Origin of the sequence: Streptomyces graminofaciens (assembly GCF_030294945.1) — a bacterium.
In the GTDB taxonomy this organism is placed as follows: domain Bacteria; phylum Actinomycetota; class Actinomycetes; order Streptomycetales; family Streptomycetaceae; genus Streptomyces; species Streptomyces graminofaciens.
In genome coordinates this window covers 8129640-8145081 of the sequence record NZ_AP018448.1, presented here as the reverse complement: position 1 = coordinate 8145081, position 15442 = coordinate 8129640, and the positions used below count along the sequence as shown (strand labels likewise).

9 protein-coding genes and 1 riboswitch are annotated in these 15442 nt (G+C 71.0%); of the genes, 5 read left to right on the top strand and 4 right to left on the bottom strand.

Going from position 1 to position 15442, the window contains the following annotated elements; all coding sequences use genetic code 11:
• The first annotated feature begins 7 nt into the window (after positions 1-7).
• On the top strand, positions 8-1612 hold the full coding sequence (locus SGFS_RS35820; protein ID WP_286256305.1) for a DUF5691 domain-containing protein: 1605 nt from the start codon (positions 8-10) through the stop codon (positions 1610-1612).
• Between the two features lie 99 nt (positions 1613-1711).
• Here the strand turns inward: SGFS_RS35820 and SGFS_RS35815 are convergent, their stop codons facing one another.
• On the bottom strand, positions 1712-2128 hold the full coding sequence (locus SGFS_RS35815; protein ID WP_286256304.1) for a cobalamin B12-binding domain-containing protein: 417 nt from the start codon (positions 2126-2128) through the stop codon (positions 1712-1714).
• A 268-nt stretch (positions 2129-2396) separates the two neighbouring features.
• Between SGFS_RS35815 and SGFS_RS35810 the strand changes: the two genes are divergently transcribed.
• Both SGFS_RS35810 and SGFS_RS35805 read left to right on the top strand, forming a co-directional pair.
• Positions 2397-3290 (top strand): lipase family alpha/beta hydrolase, encoded by an 894-nt coding sequence (locus tag SGFS_RS35810; RefSeq protein WP_286256303.1) that lies wholly within the window; start codon positions 2397-2399, stop codon positions 3288-3290.
• Between the two features lie 458 nt (positions 3291-3748).
• A complete protein-coding gene (locus tag SGFS_RS35805; RefSeq protein WP_286256302.1) occupies positions 3749-5356 on the top strand; it encodes a M23 family metallopeptidase in 1608 nt (535 codons plus the stop codon).
• A 78-nt stretch (positions 5357-5434) separates the two neighbouring features.
• Here SGFS_RS35805 and SGFS_RS35800 read toward each other — a convergent pair whose 3' ends face one another.
• Complete coding sequence (locus SGFS_RS35800; RefSeq protein ID WP_286256301.1) at positions 5435-8023, bottom strand: ATP-dependent DNA helicase; 2589 nt, start codon at positions 8021-8023, stop codon at positions 5435-5437.
• A gap of 271 nt (positions 8024-8294) precedes the next feature.
• A riboswitch (cyclic di-AMP (ydaO/yuaA leader) is annotated at positions 8295-8468 on the top strand.
• A 9-nt stretch (positions 8469-8477) separates the two neighbouring features.
• On the opposite strand from SGFS_RS35800, the gene SGFS_RS35795 reads away from it, so the two are divergent.
• On the top strand, positions 8478-9710 hold the full coding sequence (locus SGFS_RS35795) for a C40 family peptidase (RefSeq protein WP_286256300.1): 1233 nt from the start codon (positions 8478-8480) through the stop codon (positions 9708-9710).
• 3 nt (positions 9711-9713) lie between these two features.
• Here SGFS_RS35795 and SGFS_RS35790 read toward each other — a convergent pair whose 3' ends face one another.
• A complete protein-coding gene (locus SGFS_RS35790) occupies positions 9714-13520 on the bottom strand; it encodes a hypothetical protein (RefSeq protein WP_286256299.1) in 3807 nt (1268 codons plus the stop codon).
• Between the two features lie 98 nt (positions 13521-13618).
• Between SGFS_RS35790 and SGFS_RS35785 the strand changes: the two genes are divergently transcribed.
• On the top strand, positions 13619-14581 hold the full coding sequence (locus SGFS_RS35785) for a tellurite resistance/C4-dicarboxylate transporter family protein (RefSeq protein WP_286256298.1): 963 nt from the start codon (positions 13619-13621) through the stop codon (positions 14579-14581).
• Positions 14582-14696: 115 nt separating this feature from the next.
• Here SGFS_RS35785 and SGFS_RS35780 read toward each other — a convergent pair whose 3' ends face one another.
• Positions 14697-15050 carry a hypothetical protein gene (locus tag SGFS_RS35780; protein WP_286256297.1) on the bottom strand — a complete coding sequence of 118 codons (354 nt, stop codon included), beginning with the start codon at positions 15048-15050 and terminating at the stop codon, positions 14697-14699.
• Positions 15051-15442 lie beyond the last annotated feature (392 nt).

Here is a 15442-nt window from a genome sequence, read left to right as displayed (position 1 = left end):
AACCCTCATGACCGGCACTTCGGCGGCGAGCGCCTGGGAGGAGCTCGTCACCACGGCGTTGCTCGGCACGGACCGTCGTATGCCCGTGGGGGCGGTGCACGGCCGTCAGGCGCCGGTGGCCCTGGTGGACGCGGCGGCGGTGGAGACCGTGCGGCGCAGGGCGGGGATACGGCCCGTACGGGCGGCGGCGCGGCCGGAACCCGCGGCGGCGGACCGGCGGGCGGCGCTGCCACCCGCCGCGACGCGCAGGCTCACCACGCTGCTGGCCGACCGGCCCGGCACGGGCGGTGGCCGCAGGGGCACGGCGCCCGATCTGATGGAACTGCTGCCGCAGTGGCTGGCCCTGGCGAACGCGTACGGCTACGCGGCGCCCCCGGAGGCGCTGCCCGCGCTGCTGGACGCGGCGCGCGGGCGTACCGACCTGCGCCCCGCCGCCCTGGCCTTCGCGGGCCCGCGCGCGCTGTGGCTGGCCCGGCTCAACTCCGACTGGCGGTTCGCGCTGCGCGCCGCGCCGGGCGGCGGTTCGGCCCTGCCCGGGGCGGACGAGCCGGACCGGGTGCGGCGGCTCTGGCAGGAGGGCCTGTTCGCGGAGCGGGTGGCTCTGCTCACCGGGATACGGGCCCAGGAGGCCGCGGCCGCCCGTGAGTTGCTGATGTCGACGTGGGCGACGGAGCGGGCCGAGGACCGGTTGATGTTCCTCGACACGCTCCGTACGGGGCTGGAGTCGGCGGACGAGCCCTTCCTGGAGGGGGCGTTGGCGGACCGCAGCCGGAATGTGCGGGCCACGGCAGCGGAGTTGCTGTCCGCGCTGCCCGACTCGGCGCTCGCGGGACGGATGGCGGTACGGGCGACGGCCTGCGTGGCGGTCGACCACACGGGCGACACGCCCACGCTGGTGGTCGAGGCACCGCACGCGTGCGATGCCGGCATGGAGCGCGACGGTGTGGTGGCCAAGGCTCCCGCCGGACGGGGTGAACGGTCGTGGTGGCTGGGCCAGTTGGTGGAGGCGACACCGCTCGGGGCGTGGTCGGGGCGGTTCGGGGGGCGTACGCCGGAGGAGATCGTGACGTTGCCGGTCGCGGACGACTGGCAGGGCGAGTTGCACGCGGCGTGGTGCCGGGCGGCGGTGCGGCAGCGGGATCCCGGGTGGTCGCGGGCGTTGCTGGGGGCGCCGTCGACGCCCGAGGCAGGGGGGCCGGGGGCCGTGTCGTCGGCCGAGCGGGCCAAGTTGCTGGCGACGTTGGAGGCGGACGAGCGGGCCGCGTGGGTGGCGGGGTTCATCGGGACGCACGGGCTGTCGGAGGCGTTCCAGCTGCTCGGGGTGTGTGCCGTGCCGTGGGCGCCGCCGTTGGGGCGGGCGGTGGTGGACGCGCTCGACATCGCCCGGGACGCCGGGAGCTATCCGTGGAGCTTCAGTGGGGTGATGGGGCTGGCCGAGCGTTGTCTGGACCCGGCGGAGGCGGTGCGGCTGGATCCGCTCGCGGCGACGCCGGAGGAGACGGAGGGCGCTTCGCCCGGGGCCGGGGGGTACTGGGCGGAGGCGTTTCAGCGACTGACGACCACGTTGCGGTTGCGCGCGGCGATGCGAGCGGAACTGACACCGCCGCCGTGACCCCGAAAGCGTCCCGTCCTCGTCGTCGCCTGCCCTACTCGAGCCCGGCTACAGCCGGCCCACCACCTCGGCCACGACCAACCCGCCCCGTCCGGAGGCCTACGCTCCGGCCGGCTGCCGTACGTTCGCCCGCACCCAGTCCACGATCGACGCGGTCGTCGCGCCCGGCGTGAAGATCTCGGCGACACCCTTGTCCTTGAGGGGCTGGATGTCGGCCTCGGGAATGATGCCGCCGCCGAACACGAGGATGTCGGCGGCATCACGCTCGGCGAGCAGGTCGATGACGGCCGCGAAGAGCGTGTTGTGGGCGCCGGAGAGGATGGAGAGACCGATCGCGTCCGCGTCCTCCTGGATGGCGGTGCCGACGATCTGCTCCGGCGTCTGGTGGAGGCCGGTGTAGATGACCTCCATACCGGCGTCGCGCAGCGCCCGCGCGATCACCTTGGCACCGCGATCGTGGCCGTCGAGTCCCGGCTTGGCCACCACCACGCGGATCGGACCGGCTGCCACACCCATCACTGCCTCCATGAAACGACTACACCGACCAGTCCGGCCACTCGCACCCGCGCCGGGGTAGTGAACGAACGTTATCTCCAGCATCCCGCAACCGGCAGTTTCACAGTGGAGGGCGAGGGGGAAATCACACGACAGGACATACGTTCGCAGCGCACGGCAGTACGGACACGGGGAGCGCCCTGAGCGATCAGGTCACCGTCACAGCTCTCCATGAGGGCATACGGGGGAGGACAGAGTCGTCCACCCGCGTGCCGACAGGAGGTCGGGGATGTCGGGGACGAAGGTCACCAAGGCGGTTCAGCCCTTGCTTCCGCTCTACGAGCGGTTGCTGCCCGCCAGGCTGACAGGGCTGTCGATGGCCCTGCTGAAAGCGACCGCGCTGGAGCTCGCGATCCTCGCCGGACATCTGTTGATCTACCCCTCCGGGCTCGTCCAGGAACGCCGTCCGGCCCCCACCGCCCCGTCCGACCCCTCGCCGGATCTTCCCGACCGGACCGCTCAGCTGCCGACCGAGGAGAAGCCGCCCGTCGTCCTGCTGCACGGCTTCATCGACAACCGTTCCGTCTTCGTCCTGCTGCGCCGCTCCCTGGCCCAGCACGGCCGCCGCCAGATCGAGTCCCTCAACTACTCTCCTCTGACCTGCGACATCCGCGCCGCCGCCGAGCTGCTCGGCCGGCATATAGAGGACATCTGCGAGCGCACCGGCCACGACCGGGTGGACGTCGTAGGACACAGCCTCGGCGGGCTGATCGCGCGGTACTACGTGCAGCGCCTGGGCGGCGATCTCCGCGTCCGTACGCTCGTCACGCTCGGCACCCCGCACTCCGGCACCCGGGTCGCACCGCTGGCGAACGCGCACCCGATCGTCCGCCAGATGCGCCCGGGCTCGGACGTGCTCGAGGAGCTGCGCGAGCCGGCGCCGGGCTGCCGTACGCACTTCGTGGCGTTCTGGAGCGACCTCGACCACCTGATGGACCCGCTGGAGACCGCCTGCGTCGATCACCCCGATCTGATGGCGCAGAACACAAGGGTCACCGGCATCGGACATCTCGCGCTGCCCGTGCACCCGGCCGTCGCCGCCGGGATACGCCAGGCCCTGGACACCTCGCAGACCGGAGCCCTGCCCGCCACCGGCCACCCCGGAGGTCTGACCGTGGCGTAGGCCCTGCTCACCAGGGTCCGGCGCCGGCCACACCACGAGGGCCTGAAAGCGCGAGCCCCACCGCGCCAAACCACGCGAAACGGGGTAAACCCCGGTCACCTCCGCACGCCCCCGCCGCACACCCGGCCCGCGACACCCGCCCCACAGCCACAACACGCCCGTCGCCCGCGCACCACGCCCACCCCAGCCGCACGGGAGTCACGCCGGAACCGCTCCGACACCCCGCCGAGGTGGCCCGGGGGCTCGGCACGGCCGTTTCACAGCCCCGGCACAGCCGCCCACAATCGAACGGATTTCGAACCCCAGGCCAAAGTCCTGCCCGCTGATCGCCGAAAGACGCTCGAATGCCCGTTTCCTACAGCCGTGAAACCCGTTGAAGATTGTCGCGCCCGCGTACCGCCGGGTACAGTCACCGCACTGCTCTGCCAGCCCCTGTCGTCGAGGCGAAAGAGAAGTTGGTGAACGATCGTCACCCGTCGGGGACCGCAACACCCCCGGCCCCGGCTTCCGATGCCGACTCGGCGCCCTATGCGTCGCACGGCCACCAGGAGGCCACGTACGGCGACTTCACCACGTACGGCGACTACGGCGCCACGGGTTTTGACGCCGGTACCGGCGCGCACACGCCCGCCACCGGGACCTTCGCGGTCGACCCCCTCTTCGGCGACATGCCGGGCAACGACTCCGGTGCGGGCACCGGTTCGTACGACGCCTCGCAGTGGGCGACGGGCAGCCACCAGACGCTGAACTACGACCCGTACGCCGCGCAGCACCAGGCCGCGTACGACACGGGCAGCTACGACACCACGGACTGGACGACGTCCGGTTACGAGAACCTCGCCCAGGTTCCCGCGCAGTCGACGGGTCCCGACGGCAACACCGGCCAGTGGGACGCGAACGGCTGGCTCCAGGCCGAACAGCTCGACCGGGCCGATCAGTTGGGGCAGAACGACCAGACCCAGCAGTGGGTCGGCACCCAGCACTTCGACACCGGCGCGTACGACGCCACGCAGTGGAACGGCGACGGCGCACAGACGGCCGACGACGAGCACGGCGGCAGTGCCCCCGAGTCCTACGACGCCCACGAGCACCCTTCGACGGACACGTCGGACGAGCGCCCCTCGACCGTCTCGTTCCACGAGCAGGCGACCGCGACCTTCGAGCAGGTCGATCTGTACGGCGAGGCCCAATCCCTCCCGGCGGAGGACGAGTTCGGGGCCGACGGCGACAGCCGTGCCGCACTCCTCGACGACGAGGAAGAGGTCACCCCCGGCTCGGCCAGGAGCGGGAGCGCGGGCAACGGTGGCCGCGCGGCCACCCGTGCCGCCTCGCGCTCGCGACGCAAGGCTCCGGCCAAACGTTCCGCCCTGCTGACCGTCGCCGTTCCCTCGGCGTGCGTCATGGGTGTCGCGGGCATCGCGGCCGCCTCGGTCGGCACCGGCGTGGACGACACGGAGACGACGGCGACCACCAAGTCGGACGTCACCGCGGTCAAACCGTCCACCGCCAACAACAAGCTGGACACCCAGCTCGAAAGCCTCTCCGCCGGAGCGGACGACTTCGCCGACCGGGCGAGCCGTACGCAGGAGCGCATCGACCTCAAGGCACAGCAGGAGCTGGAGCAGAAGAAGGCGGCGGCGGAGGCGGCCCGCAAGGAGCGACTGCGCCCGAAGTTCGCGCTGCCGGTCGCCGCGCACGGACTCAGCGCCTACTACGGCCAGTCCGGCGTCAACTGGATGTCCCTGCACACCGGCATCGACTTCCCCGTCTCGTACGGCACGGCGGTGATGGCCGCGACCGACGGCACCGTCCGGACGCAGTGGAACAGCGCCTACGGCAACATGGTGATCGTGACGGCCAAGGACGGCACCGAGACCTGGTACTGCCACCTCTCCACGTACAAGGTCGCCTCGGGTACGACGGTCAAGGCCGGCGACACCATCGCCTTCTCGGGCAACTCGGGCAACTCGACCGGCCCGCACCTCCACTTCGAGGTACGCCCCGGCGGCGGCTCGGCCATAGACCCGCTGCCGTGGCTGCGCAGCCACGGGCTGGACCCGACGTAACCCCCGGTCTCGGTCAACGGCTTGCATACGCGGAGGGCCCCTGCTCGGTGAGCAGGGGCCCTCCGCGTATGTGCGGCTCTACAGCTTCTCCACCGGCGCGTACCGCAGCAGCAACCGCTTCGGCTTGGTGTCGCCGAAGTCGACCGTGGCCTCCGCGTTCGCGCCCGTGCCCTTCACTCCGACGACCGTGCCGAGACCGAACTGGTCGTGGGTGACTCGGTCGCCGACGGCCAGGGACACCACCGGCTTCTCGGACGTACGGCGGGTCGCGAAGCCCGAGGCACCCGCGGCCGAGGAGCGGGAGCGGGCGGACGACAGCGAGGACGCGATCCCGGCGGCCGGGCCCGAGGACACCGGCGCGGAGGCACCCTTCCGCTTCCACTCCAGGTGGGTGGCCGGGATCTCCTCCAGGAAACGGGACGGCGGGTTGTACGAGGGCTGGCCCCAGGCGCTGCGCAGCGAAGCGCGCGTGAGGTAGAGCCGCTCCCGCGCGCGCGTGATGCCGACGTACGCGAGGCGCCTCTCCTCCTCCAGTTCCTTGGTCTGGCCGAGGGCGCGCATGTGCGGAAAGACGCCGTCCTCCATGCCGGTCAGGAAGACGACCGGGAACTCCAGGCCCTTGGCGGTGTGGAGGGTCATGAGGGTGATGACACCCGAGCCGTCCTGCTCCTCGTCCGGGATCTGGTCGGAGTCGGCCACCAGGGCCACGCGCTCCAGGAAGGCGGGGAGCCCACCGGACACCGCGACCGCAACCGCGCCCGCATCCGCATCCGCACCGGCATCCGCACCGGCATCCGCGCCTTCGCCCTCGGCCGCGCCCTCGCCGCCCCCGGCAGCCGCAGCCTCGGCCGCAGCCGCCTCCTGCTCGAACTCCAGTGCCACGGCGGCGAGTTCCTGGAGGTTCTCGATGCGGGTCTCGTCCTGCGGGTCGGTCGATGCCTGCAACTCGGCCAGATAGCCGGTGCGTTCGAGGACCGCCTCCAGGATCGTCGCCGGACCGGCGCCCGACTCGACGATCGTGCGCAGCTCCTCCATCAGCGTGTTGAACCGTTTGACGGCGTTCGTCGACCGGGCCGCCATGCCGTACGCCTCGTCGACGCGCTTCAGCGCCTGCGGGAAGCTGATCTTCTCGCGCTGGGAGAGCGCGTCGATCATCGCCTCGGCGCGGTCGCCGATGCCGCGCTTGGGCACGTTCAGAATGCGGCGCAGCGGGACCGAGTCCTCCGGGTTGGCGAGGACCCGCAGGTAGGCGAGGACGTCCCGGACCTCCTTGCGCTCGTAGAAGCGGACACCGCCGACGACCTTGTAGGGCAGGCCGACGCGGATGAAGACCTCTTCGAAGACGCGGGACTGGGCGTTCGTGCGGTAGAAGACGGCGACGTCGCCCGCCTTCGCGTCACCCGCGTCCGTCAGTCGGTCTATCTCGTCGGCGACGAACTGTGCCTCGTCGTGCTCGGTGTCGGCGACATAGCCGGTGATCTGCGCGCCCGCGCCCGCGTTGGTCCACAGGTTCTTGGGGCGCCGGGACTCGTTGCGCTCGATGACCGCGTTGGCCGCGCTCAGAATGGTCTGGGTGGAGCGGTAGTTCTGCTCCAGCAGGATCGTCGTCGCGTCCGGGTAGTCCTCCTCGAACTGGAGGATGTTGCGGATGGTCGCGCCGCGGAAGGCGTAGATCGACTGGTCGGCGTCACCCACGACGCAGAGCTCGGCGGGGGGTACGTCCCACTCGTTGGGCGGTACGTCGACCGGGTGCTCGGAGGTGCCGACCAGCTCTCTGACCAGGGCGTACTGCGCGTGGTTGGTGTCCTGGTACTCGTCGACGAGGACATGGCGGAAGCGGCGGCGGTAGTGCTCGGCGACGTCCGGGAAGGCGCGCAGCAGATTGACCGTCGTCATGATCAGGTCGTCGAAGTCGAGGGCGTTCGCCTCGCGCAGACGCGACTGGTACATGGCGTAGGCCTGGGCGAGGGTCTTCTCGAAGCCGTCGGAGGCCTGGGCCGCGAAGTCCTCCTCGTCGATCAGCTCGTTCTTCAGGTTCGAGATCTTGGCGCTGAAGGACTTGGGCGGGAAGCGCTTGGGGTCGAGGTCCAGGTCGCGGCAGACCAGCGCCATCAGCCGCTTGCTGTCGGCGGCGTCGTAGATCGAGAAGGACGACGTGAAGCCGAGCTTCTTGCTCTCGCGCCGCAGGATGCGGACGCACGCGCTGTGGAAGGTCATGACCCACATCGCGTTCGCGCGCGGCCCGACGAGCTGCTCGACACGCTCCTTCATCTCGCCCGCGGCCTTGTTGGTGAAGGTGATCGCGAGGATCTGGCCCGGGTGGACATGCCGCTCGCCCAGCAGGTGCGCGATGCGGTGGGTGAGCACACGGGTCTTGCCGGACCCGGCGCCGGCCACGATGAGCAGAGGGGAACCGGCATGGACCACGGCCGCACGCTGGTTCTCGTTGAGTCCGTCGAGGAGGGCCGCCGGGTCGATGACCGGGCGTGAGGCGCCGTCGCGGTAGTAGGCGTCCCGGTCCGGGGGCGCGTCGAACTTCCCGCCGAACAGATCGTCCGGAATCGGCTCCGGTACGTGATCGTCCTCGGGCGGTGGCGGAGGTTCCTCGGTGTGGGCCCGTGGGGCCTGGAGGTCCGCCAGGAAGCTGTCGTCAAAGAGGCTGCTCATCGCTCTCCGAGTCTAGGCGCCTCCACTGACAGCCATGGGCCGCCCCGGAAAGTCCGCCCCGGCGATCTCCGGAGCTCCCATATGGACGGTGACCACCGGATGCGATCGTTCAAGGACGAATAGTGACTGTTGATCTCACTCATCGCGATCACCGTACTAAGGTCACAAAAACGTATCGGGCCTATCGGACATCAACCTTCACAGGGGCCACAGGAGTTGGCTAGCGTTTTGGGTTGGGTCGTACGACACAACCGGCGAACGTCGCCGGGCCGTTCGGCCTCCGCCGAGTCCGGTGCGTCCCCTGGGGCAGCCGGAGCCGGGGACCCAAACCGACCTTGGGGTGAATCGGCCCGCGTCGCCGCACGCGGCAGGGCCGTAGGGCAAACCTTCCGAAGCTTGCGCCCGAACCCGACAGCTAACTCGGTAGGCGGACAACGGAAGGAGTCGCCGACCCATGGCGCACCGAAAGCCTCGTCCGGCGCGCCCGGGCATACGCACCCCCGCCCTCGCCACCGCCGCCCTCACCTCCGTGGCCCTGCTCTCCCAGACGGCCAACGCGGCCCCCTCGGCCGACGACAAACCGAGCCTCGAAGAGGTCGAGAAGAAGGTCGACGACCTCTACCGCGGGGCGGAGACGGCCACCGAGAAGTACAACTCGGTGAAGGAGCAGACCTCCCAGCAGAAGAAGAAGGTCGACACGCTTCTCGACGACGTCGCCAAGCGCGCGGAGAAGCTGAACGAGGCGCGCGAGGAACTGGGCGAGTTCGCGGCCGCCCAGTACCGCACGGGCGCGGCCTCGCCCGACGCGGCACTGCTCCTGCTGGCGGAGAACCCCGAGGAGTACTTCGCCCAGAACCAGCTGATGGACCGGCTGACGGACCGCCAGCAGACGGCCGTCGACGACTACGTCACGCAGCAGGCCGACGCGGCGAAGCAGCGGCAGGAGGCGACCGAGGGCCTCGAACAGCTCACCGATTCGCAGAACGCGCTGAAGACCAGCAAGGCGAAGGTCCAGAAGAAGCTCGCCCAGGCCCGCGAACTGCTGTCCGAACTCACGGCCGAGGAGAAGGCCCGGCTCGCCGCGATCGAGAAGCGGGAGCAGGAGGAGGCCGACCGCAGGGCGGAGGAGCTGGCGCAGCAGCAGGCGGCGGCCGCACAGGAAGCTCAGCAGGCACAGGAGACCCCACAGGCTCCACAGGCTCCACAGGCTCCACAGGCTCCACAGCCACAGGAGACCCAGCAGTCCCAGGAGACCACACAGCCACAGGGATCTCAGCAGACCCAGCCCCAGGAGGACACCTCGACCGCGGTCGAGGACTCCACATACGCCTCGAAAGCCGCGAGGGCCCTCACCTTCGCCCGCTCACAGATCGGCAAGCCGTACGTCTGGGGCGCCACCGGCCCCGGCTCCTACGACTGCTCCGGCCTCACCCAGGCAGCCTGGAAGGCCGCCGGAGTCGACCTCCCCCGCACCACGTACGACCAGGTGCACGCCGGCACGACGGTCTCCCTCTCCACCGCGAAGCCCGGCGACCTGATCTTCTTCTACGACAACATCGGCCACGTCGGCATCTACATCGGCAACGGGATGATGATCCACGCGCCGAAGCCGGGGGCGTATGTGCGCGAGGAGTCGGTCTTCTACGACGGCGAGGGGTCGATCCACAGCGTGGTGCGGCCGGCGTAGGAGTCAGAGCCGCTGCGGCAGCTCCATCATCCGCGGCGTCTCGTGCCGATACCGGTTCACCACCGCCCATGCCGCGTCGGGTTCCGCCGCGAGCTTGGGGCGAGCGGTGGTGAGCCGGTCGATGGGCCCGGGGCCCGCGGAGTTCAGCCGGTCGAAGCGCAGGGCCAGGTCGGCGGGGCCGCCTTCCGCGAACGTGCGCAGGAGGGTCGTGCAGAGGGCGAGATAAGACTGCACCTGCTCCACGGCACGACGGGTCTCGAATTCGTCAGGGGGAACCGTGGGCGCGGCGTAGATCAGCTGTTCCCAGTCGGTGAGGTCGAGGGGCGCCTGCGAGGCCTCGGCGATCCAGCGGGCGGCCGCCGGTGCGTTGGCGCCGGTCAGGGTGGCGGCGTGCCGGGACTGGGCGGAGAGTACGGCGTGCGCGTCCTCGGTGATCAGCTCCCTGGCCAGTTCATCGAGTTCGCTGATGTTCCGCAGGGCCTTGGCCGTGGCGAGGCTCATCACCGCGCGCAGCAGATCGCGCGGCAGCCCGCCGGAGAGCACCTGGCACAGCCAGAGGTAGGGCTCCGGAAGCCACACGCCCCGTAGCTCCAGCAGGGTGCGGGCCTGCGCCAGGTCGAGCGGCGGTACCGCCACCACCTTGTCGAAGGCACTGTCGAACGCGGTCCGTACGTCGAGGACGTGCCGTCCGAAGGCGGTGAGCGCGTCCTCGGAGACGGCGACGAGGAAGTGACAGCCCCGGATCCCGAAGACGACCTTGAGGTCGTTGAGGAACCGCTCGGCCTCCTCCGCGCTGCCCAGCTTGTCGAGTTCGTCGATGCCTATGACGACCCGGCCGCCGAGGGGTCGTCGCTCCAGCGCGACGAGGTCGAGCAAGGCCCGGAAGCGGGCGACGAGTTCGGGGTAGGTGAGCACCTGTTCGGTGTGCTGGACCTGCTGTGCGTCGGCGACCTGGAGCCCGGCGGGGAGCGCGAGCTGGTTGGTGCGGGAGCGCATGATGGTCAGCTGGTAGTGAAGGGTGCGGAGGTGGCGTACGGCGGCGGCTTCCGCGCCGCCCGTGCGCTGCTCGGGTTCGCGCCCGGCGCGTCCGGACAGGACGAGCGCCCAGACGATTCCGGCGATCGCGAGCAGGTATCCGCCCGTGCCTATGAGCAGGCGGGGATTCCTCGACCACCACCGGCCGAGACCCGACAGATCGGGCCACAGGATCGCGCCGATCGTGGCGAGCACCCCGACGACGACGGCGAGCACGGCCCCGATCCGCTGCGCCCGCACCGCGCGCCGCCCCGGCTCGGGCCCCGGCCGCCCGTCGGCGGAGGCGTCCTGCCCGGTGATCCTGCGGCAGACCTCCGCGAAGAGGTGGATCAGGAACTCCCGGGGGTCGTACGACGTCGGGGCGGGCACGAGGACGAGCAGGTCGTCAGGGGCGGTGGACATGTCGGGGGCGCAGAACCGCTGCATCAGGCTGCTCTTGCCCGCCCCGCGCGGCCCGCTCACCCCGATGCTCGCGCTCTCCAGCTCCCTCAGGTGGTACTCGGTCTGACGGGCCGCCTCCGTGGCCACGAACTGGTCAAAGCGGCGGGTTCCGGTGAGGCGGGAGGGGTCGATGGTGGGGAAGGTCAGGTTCTGCGGGTCCTGGGCCACGCGCAGCCTGCTGCGGAGCAGAGGCATCACTCCGTCGCGGGCGAGGGCGGTCAGCCAGTCACGGCGGGCCTGGAGGGCGGCGTCGCGGTAGCGGGACCGGGTGGCGGGGACCTCGGGCCAGTGGGCCGGGTCCTCCGAGTGGAGGGCGCGGTGGGTGGTGGCGTGGGGGCGGGCGTTGAGGTAGGCGAGGAGGGTGAGCGCTGTGAGGGCGGCGGACACGAGGGCGACGGTGGGAAGGCGGCCGGGGTGGACGGGCGTCAGCGCCAGCAGACCGGCGTAGGGGGCCAGGATCATCGACAGCGGGGTCGCCCAGTTCTTGCGCCGGGCCACCAGGAAGCCGCTCTGCCGGACGACGAGCCCTATGACGATGGTCGGCACCCACACCAGGAGCACGACGTCGCCGCCCACCCTCACCAACCCCATGGCGTTGAACAGGACGATACCGCCGGCATAGGCGAGCGCGCCGTACGCGAACGTGAGGGCGCGTCCGGCCCACCACGGCCGCCGCTGCACGGCGACCATGCTCAGGTGGGCCTGCCGGAAACGTTCGTACGCCTCGACGCCGGCCTCGGCGATGGTCGGCAGGTCGTCGTCGAACGCCCTCTCGGCCAACGAACCGACGTGCTCCGCAGCCCGCTGCTCGGCCGCCAGATCGCCGTCGGACGTGTAGGCGATGTAGGCGACGGCTTCCGGCAGCGCGAGGGTCTCGTCCACGACCTCCTGTCGAAAGCGTCGGACGGTGTCCCGGTGGGAGTTGTTGTCGCCACCGCGCGCCACGAGCGCGTCGCGCACCAGGTCGTGCCGGAAGGCGTGACAGCCGTCGCCGTATCCCTCCGGGGTGGTCAGCAGCCCTTCCGCGGCCGCCCGGTCGAGGAAGCTCTGCAGCCGCCACGGCAGTTCCTTCGTAGCGGCCAGCCAGGCGTGGACCAGGCGGTAGCGGCCCCAGGCGCTGTCGAGCAGCAGCACGACGCCGAACCAGAGCACACAGACGGACGCCAGGACGGTCCAGCCCCGCGCGGACAGTTCGCCCCACCACGCGTAGCTCATCGGGAGGCCGACGAGGGCCGTGAGAGAGGACGCCGTCAGCAGTGCCGCGCGCCTGTCCTGCCCCAGGTCGCCGAAGCGGTGGTCGGACGGCGGGACGGCATCGGTTCCACGCGCCGCCCCGGATCCCAGGGCGAGGCCGACGCCGGCGGACAGACAGACGAACACCACAGCCAGGTCGGCCGGCTCCACGCTCCGGCCGTCCGGGCGGGACCCCACCGCGAGCGCCACGGCCAGGGCCCCGGAGACACAGCCCGCCAGACCCCCGAGGAGCGAGCGCGCGATCCGCCGGATGCGCGGTGCGCCCGGTTCCCGTCCGCCGATACGCCTGGGTGCCTCGCCGTCGAACACCACCAGAAACAGTTGCAGGAGGACGGCGACGACAAGGGATCCGGCGAACAACGGGTCCGAACCGCCCAGGCGAGCGAGCAGCGTCGAGAGGATCAGCGACAGCGTCCGCATGGCCGGCACCGACCACATGGGCTGGTAGGCCGCCGCCATCCGCCACCACAACAGCAAGGTGTCGTCGGCGCTGCCCATGGCTCGCGTCGCGACCCGCAGCCAGCGGCGCCGGTCGGCGTCACGCCAGAGGTCGAAGTTCGCGGTCGGGTCGGCCGTGTCGAGGATGCGCCGGGTGATCTCCTCGGCTCCCGGGAACCGTTCGCGATCGAGGAGTTCGGCCGGGTCACGCCGTTCGTAAGCGCTCAGCGCCAGCACGAGGATCCAGGGCGAGGAGAAGGCCTGGGCCAGCGGGCCCTCGGGGTCGGTCTCGATGGCCAGGGCCACGGGCTGCCAGCGTGCCTCGTCCTCGGGGCTCCGCCACCGCGCGCCGGACAGAATCGTGCGCGCGTCCAGGGGCAGCATCCGTACGATCCGGCCGAGGCGGGTCGCGCGGATCCCGAAATGGTCCTCCTCGGCGACGTTCGTACGGCAGGTCAGCACATACCCGCCGCCCCCCGTCCAGGCCCACCTACCGCGTGCCAACTGCTCGACGAACGCCGCCTGGTGGGATGCGGCGAGTTCGTCGAGACCGTCGAAGACCGGCAGTACCCTCCGAGCCGCCACCAGCGCGGCGGCCGTCCCTCGGGGGAGGCCGTACTCCTCGTGCAGCCGTTCGACCACCCAGGTCCTCCCCCACATTCCCCAGGTCACGGATCCGACGCCCCTCAGCTCCTACCATCAACCGGAGCCACCCCTTCCGCCGAGCGAGGCCCACCCCCATGCCCTCTCCCCCACCCGCACCCCCCTGGTGGACCCAGCTCTCCCCCGCCGCCGGCGCCTGCTCCATGGCCACCGGGATCATCTCGATCGGGCTGCACCTGACCGGCCACGAACTGCTGTCCCGGATCACCCTCGCCCTGGCGGCCGTCGTCTGGACGGTGCTGGCCGTGGACTTCGCGGTCCTTCTGTTGGGTGACCAGGCGCGGTGGCGGGCCGAGGCACGGACCCCGGCCGCGCTGACCGCCGTCGCGGCGACCACCGTGCTCGGGACCCGCGTCTCCACACTCGGCCGGCAGACCGCGGCCGAGGCGCTGCTCGCCCTCTCCGCCGCGCTCTGGCCGGTGCTGCTCCTCGTGGTCGTACGGCATTGGCGGCGCCGCATGTCCGGATCGGTGTTCCTGGCGTGCGTGGCCACACAGGGGATCGCCGTGCTCGGAGCGACGCTCGCGGCGGCCGAGGACGTGGCGTGGCCGGCGCACGCGGCGCTCGTGCTGTTCTGGCTGGGGCTCTTGCTCTACGCCGTCGCGCTCTACCACTTCGACCTGCGGCAGGTGGCCGTCGGCGCCGGGGACCAGTGGGTCGCGGGCGGTGCGCTCGCCATCTCCGCGCTGGCCGGGGCGAAGCTGCTCACCGCGGCCGGGGACGGTGGACCGTACCTGTGGAACGACGACGACAACGACGTACTGCGTACCGCGACCGTCGCCCTCCTCGTGCTCGATCTCGCCTGGTACTGCGTGCTGGCGATGGCCGAAATCGTGTGGCGACGGCCCCGCTACGACACCCTCCGCTGGTCCACCGTCTTCCCGATGGGGATGACGGCGGCGGCGACGCTCTCGGTGGCCACCGCGGCCGACGTGCCGTGGCTGCGCGGGCCGGGGCAGGTGTTGCTGTGGATCACGGTGGCGGTGTGGCTCGTGGTCTTGGGGGGTGCGGTGAGGGCGGTCGGCGCGCCACGGACCTAGATTCTCAGGTCCGGCCGTCGGCCCGCCACAGACCTGGATTCTCAGGTCCGGCCGTCGGCCTGCCACCGACCTGGATTCTCAGGTCCGGCCGTCGGCCCGCCACCGACCTGGATTCTCAGGTCCACAACACCGCGATGAAGATGTTCGCGGTCGTCAGCAGGCCGACCAGGCCGAAGAGCGGCTTCTCCACCGTCTCCTCGTCCCGCTTCACGTACACCAGTCCGAGAATCACGATCAGCAGCGCCAGCTTGATGCCGATCTTGATGTTGTTGACGCTCTGGTCGTCCGCCTGATTGAGGCCGACGAGGATCACGCCGGTCACCAGCATGGTGAGGGCGCCATGGAGCATGGCGGGGACGAAACGGGCCGTGCCCTGGCCCATCGCCTTCATCTGGGTGAGGAAACCACCGAGGAGGGAGGCGATGCCGATGATGTGCAGGGCGACGAAGAGGTGGATGAGTACGTCCATGGGGCGGAGCCTAATGACGGGCCCGCGCGCCGAAGGACACGGGGCCCGGCCGACGCCGCGACCGGCAACTGACCTCGCATATATGCACCCATAGCACCGCTCCGCCCCCGCCCGAATCGAAATCACCTCATCGGTCATCGCCCCGCTGAAGAAGACGGCGCCATCACCGGCTCACGGTCACATACGGTCACTCCAGATCGACCCACGCCACTTCCGCACAACGCGTTACCCCGCCGTCACACTCAGGTTTAGCGTCCTCCCCCAGGTGACCGGCTCCCCACCGCCGCCCGGGCCAGGGGCGGCAGTCGGCCACCACCGCCGAGAAGGTCCGGCGGCGCCCCGCTCCCCCCTGTGCGGGCCGCCGCCGGACGCGCAACCGCTCCCCCAGGCGG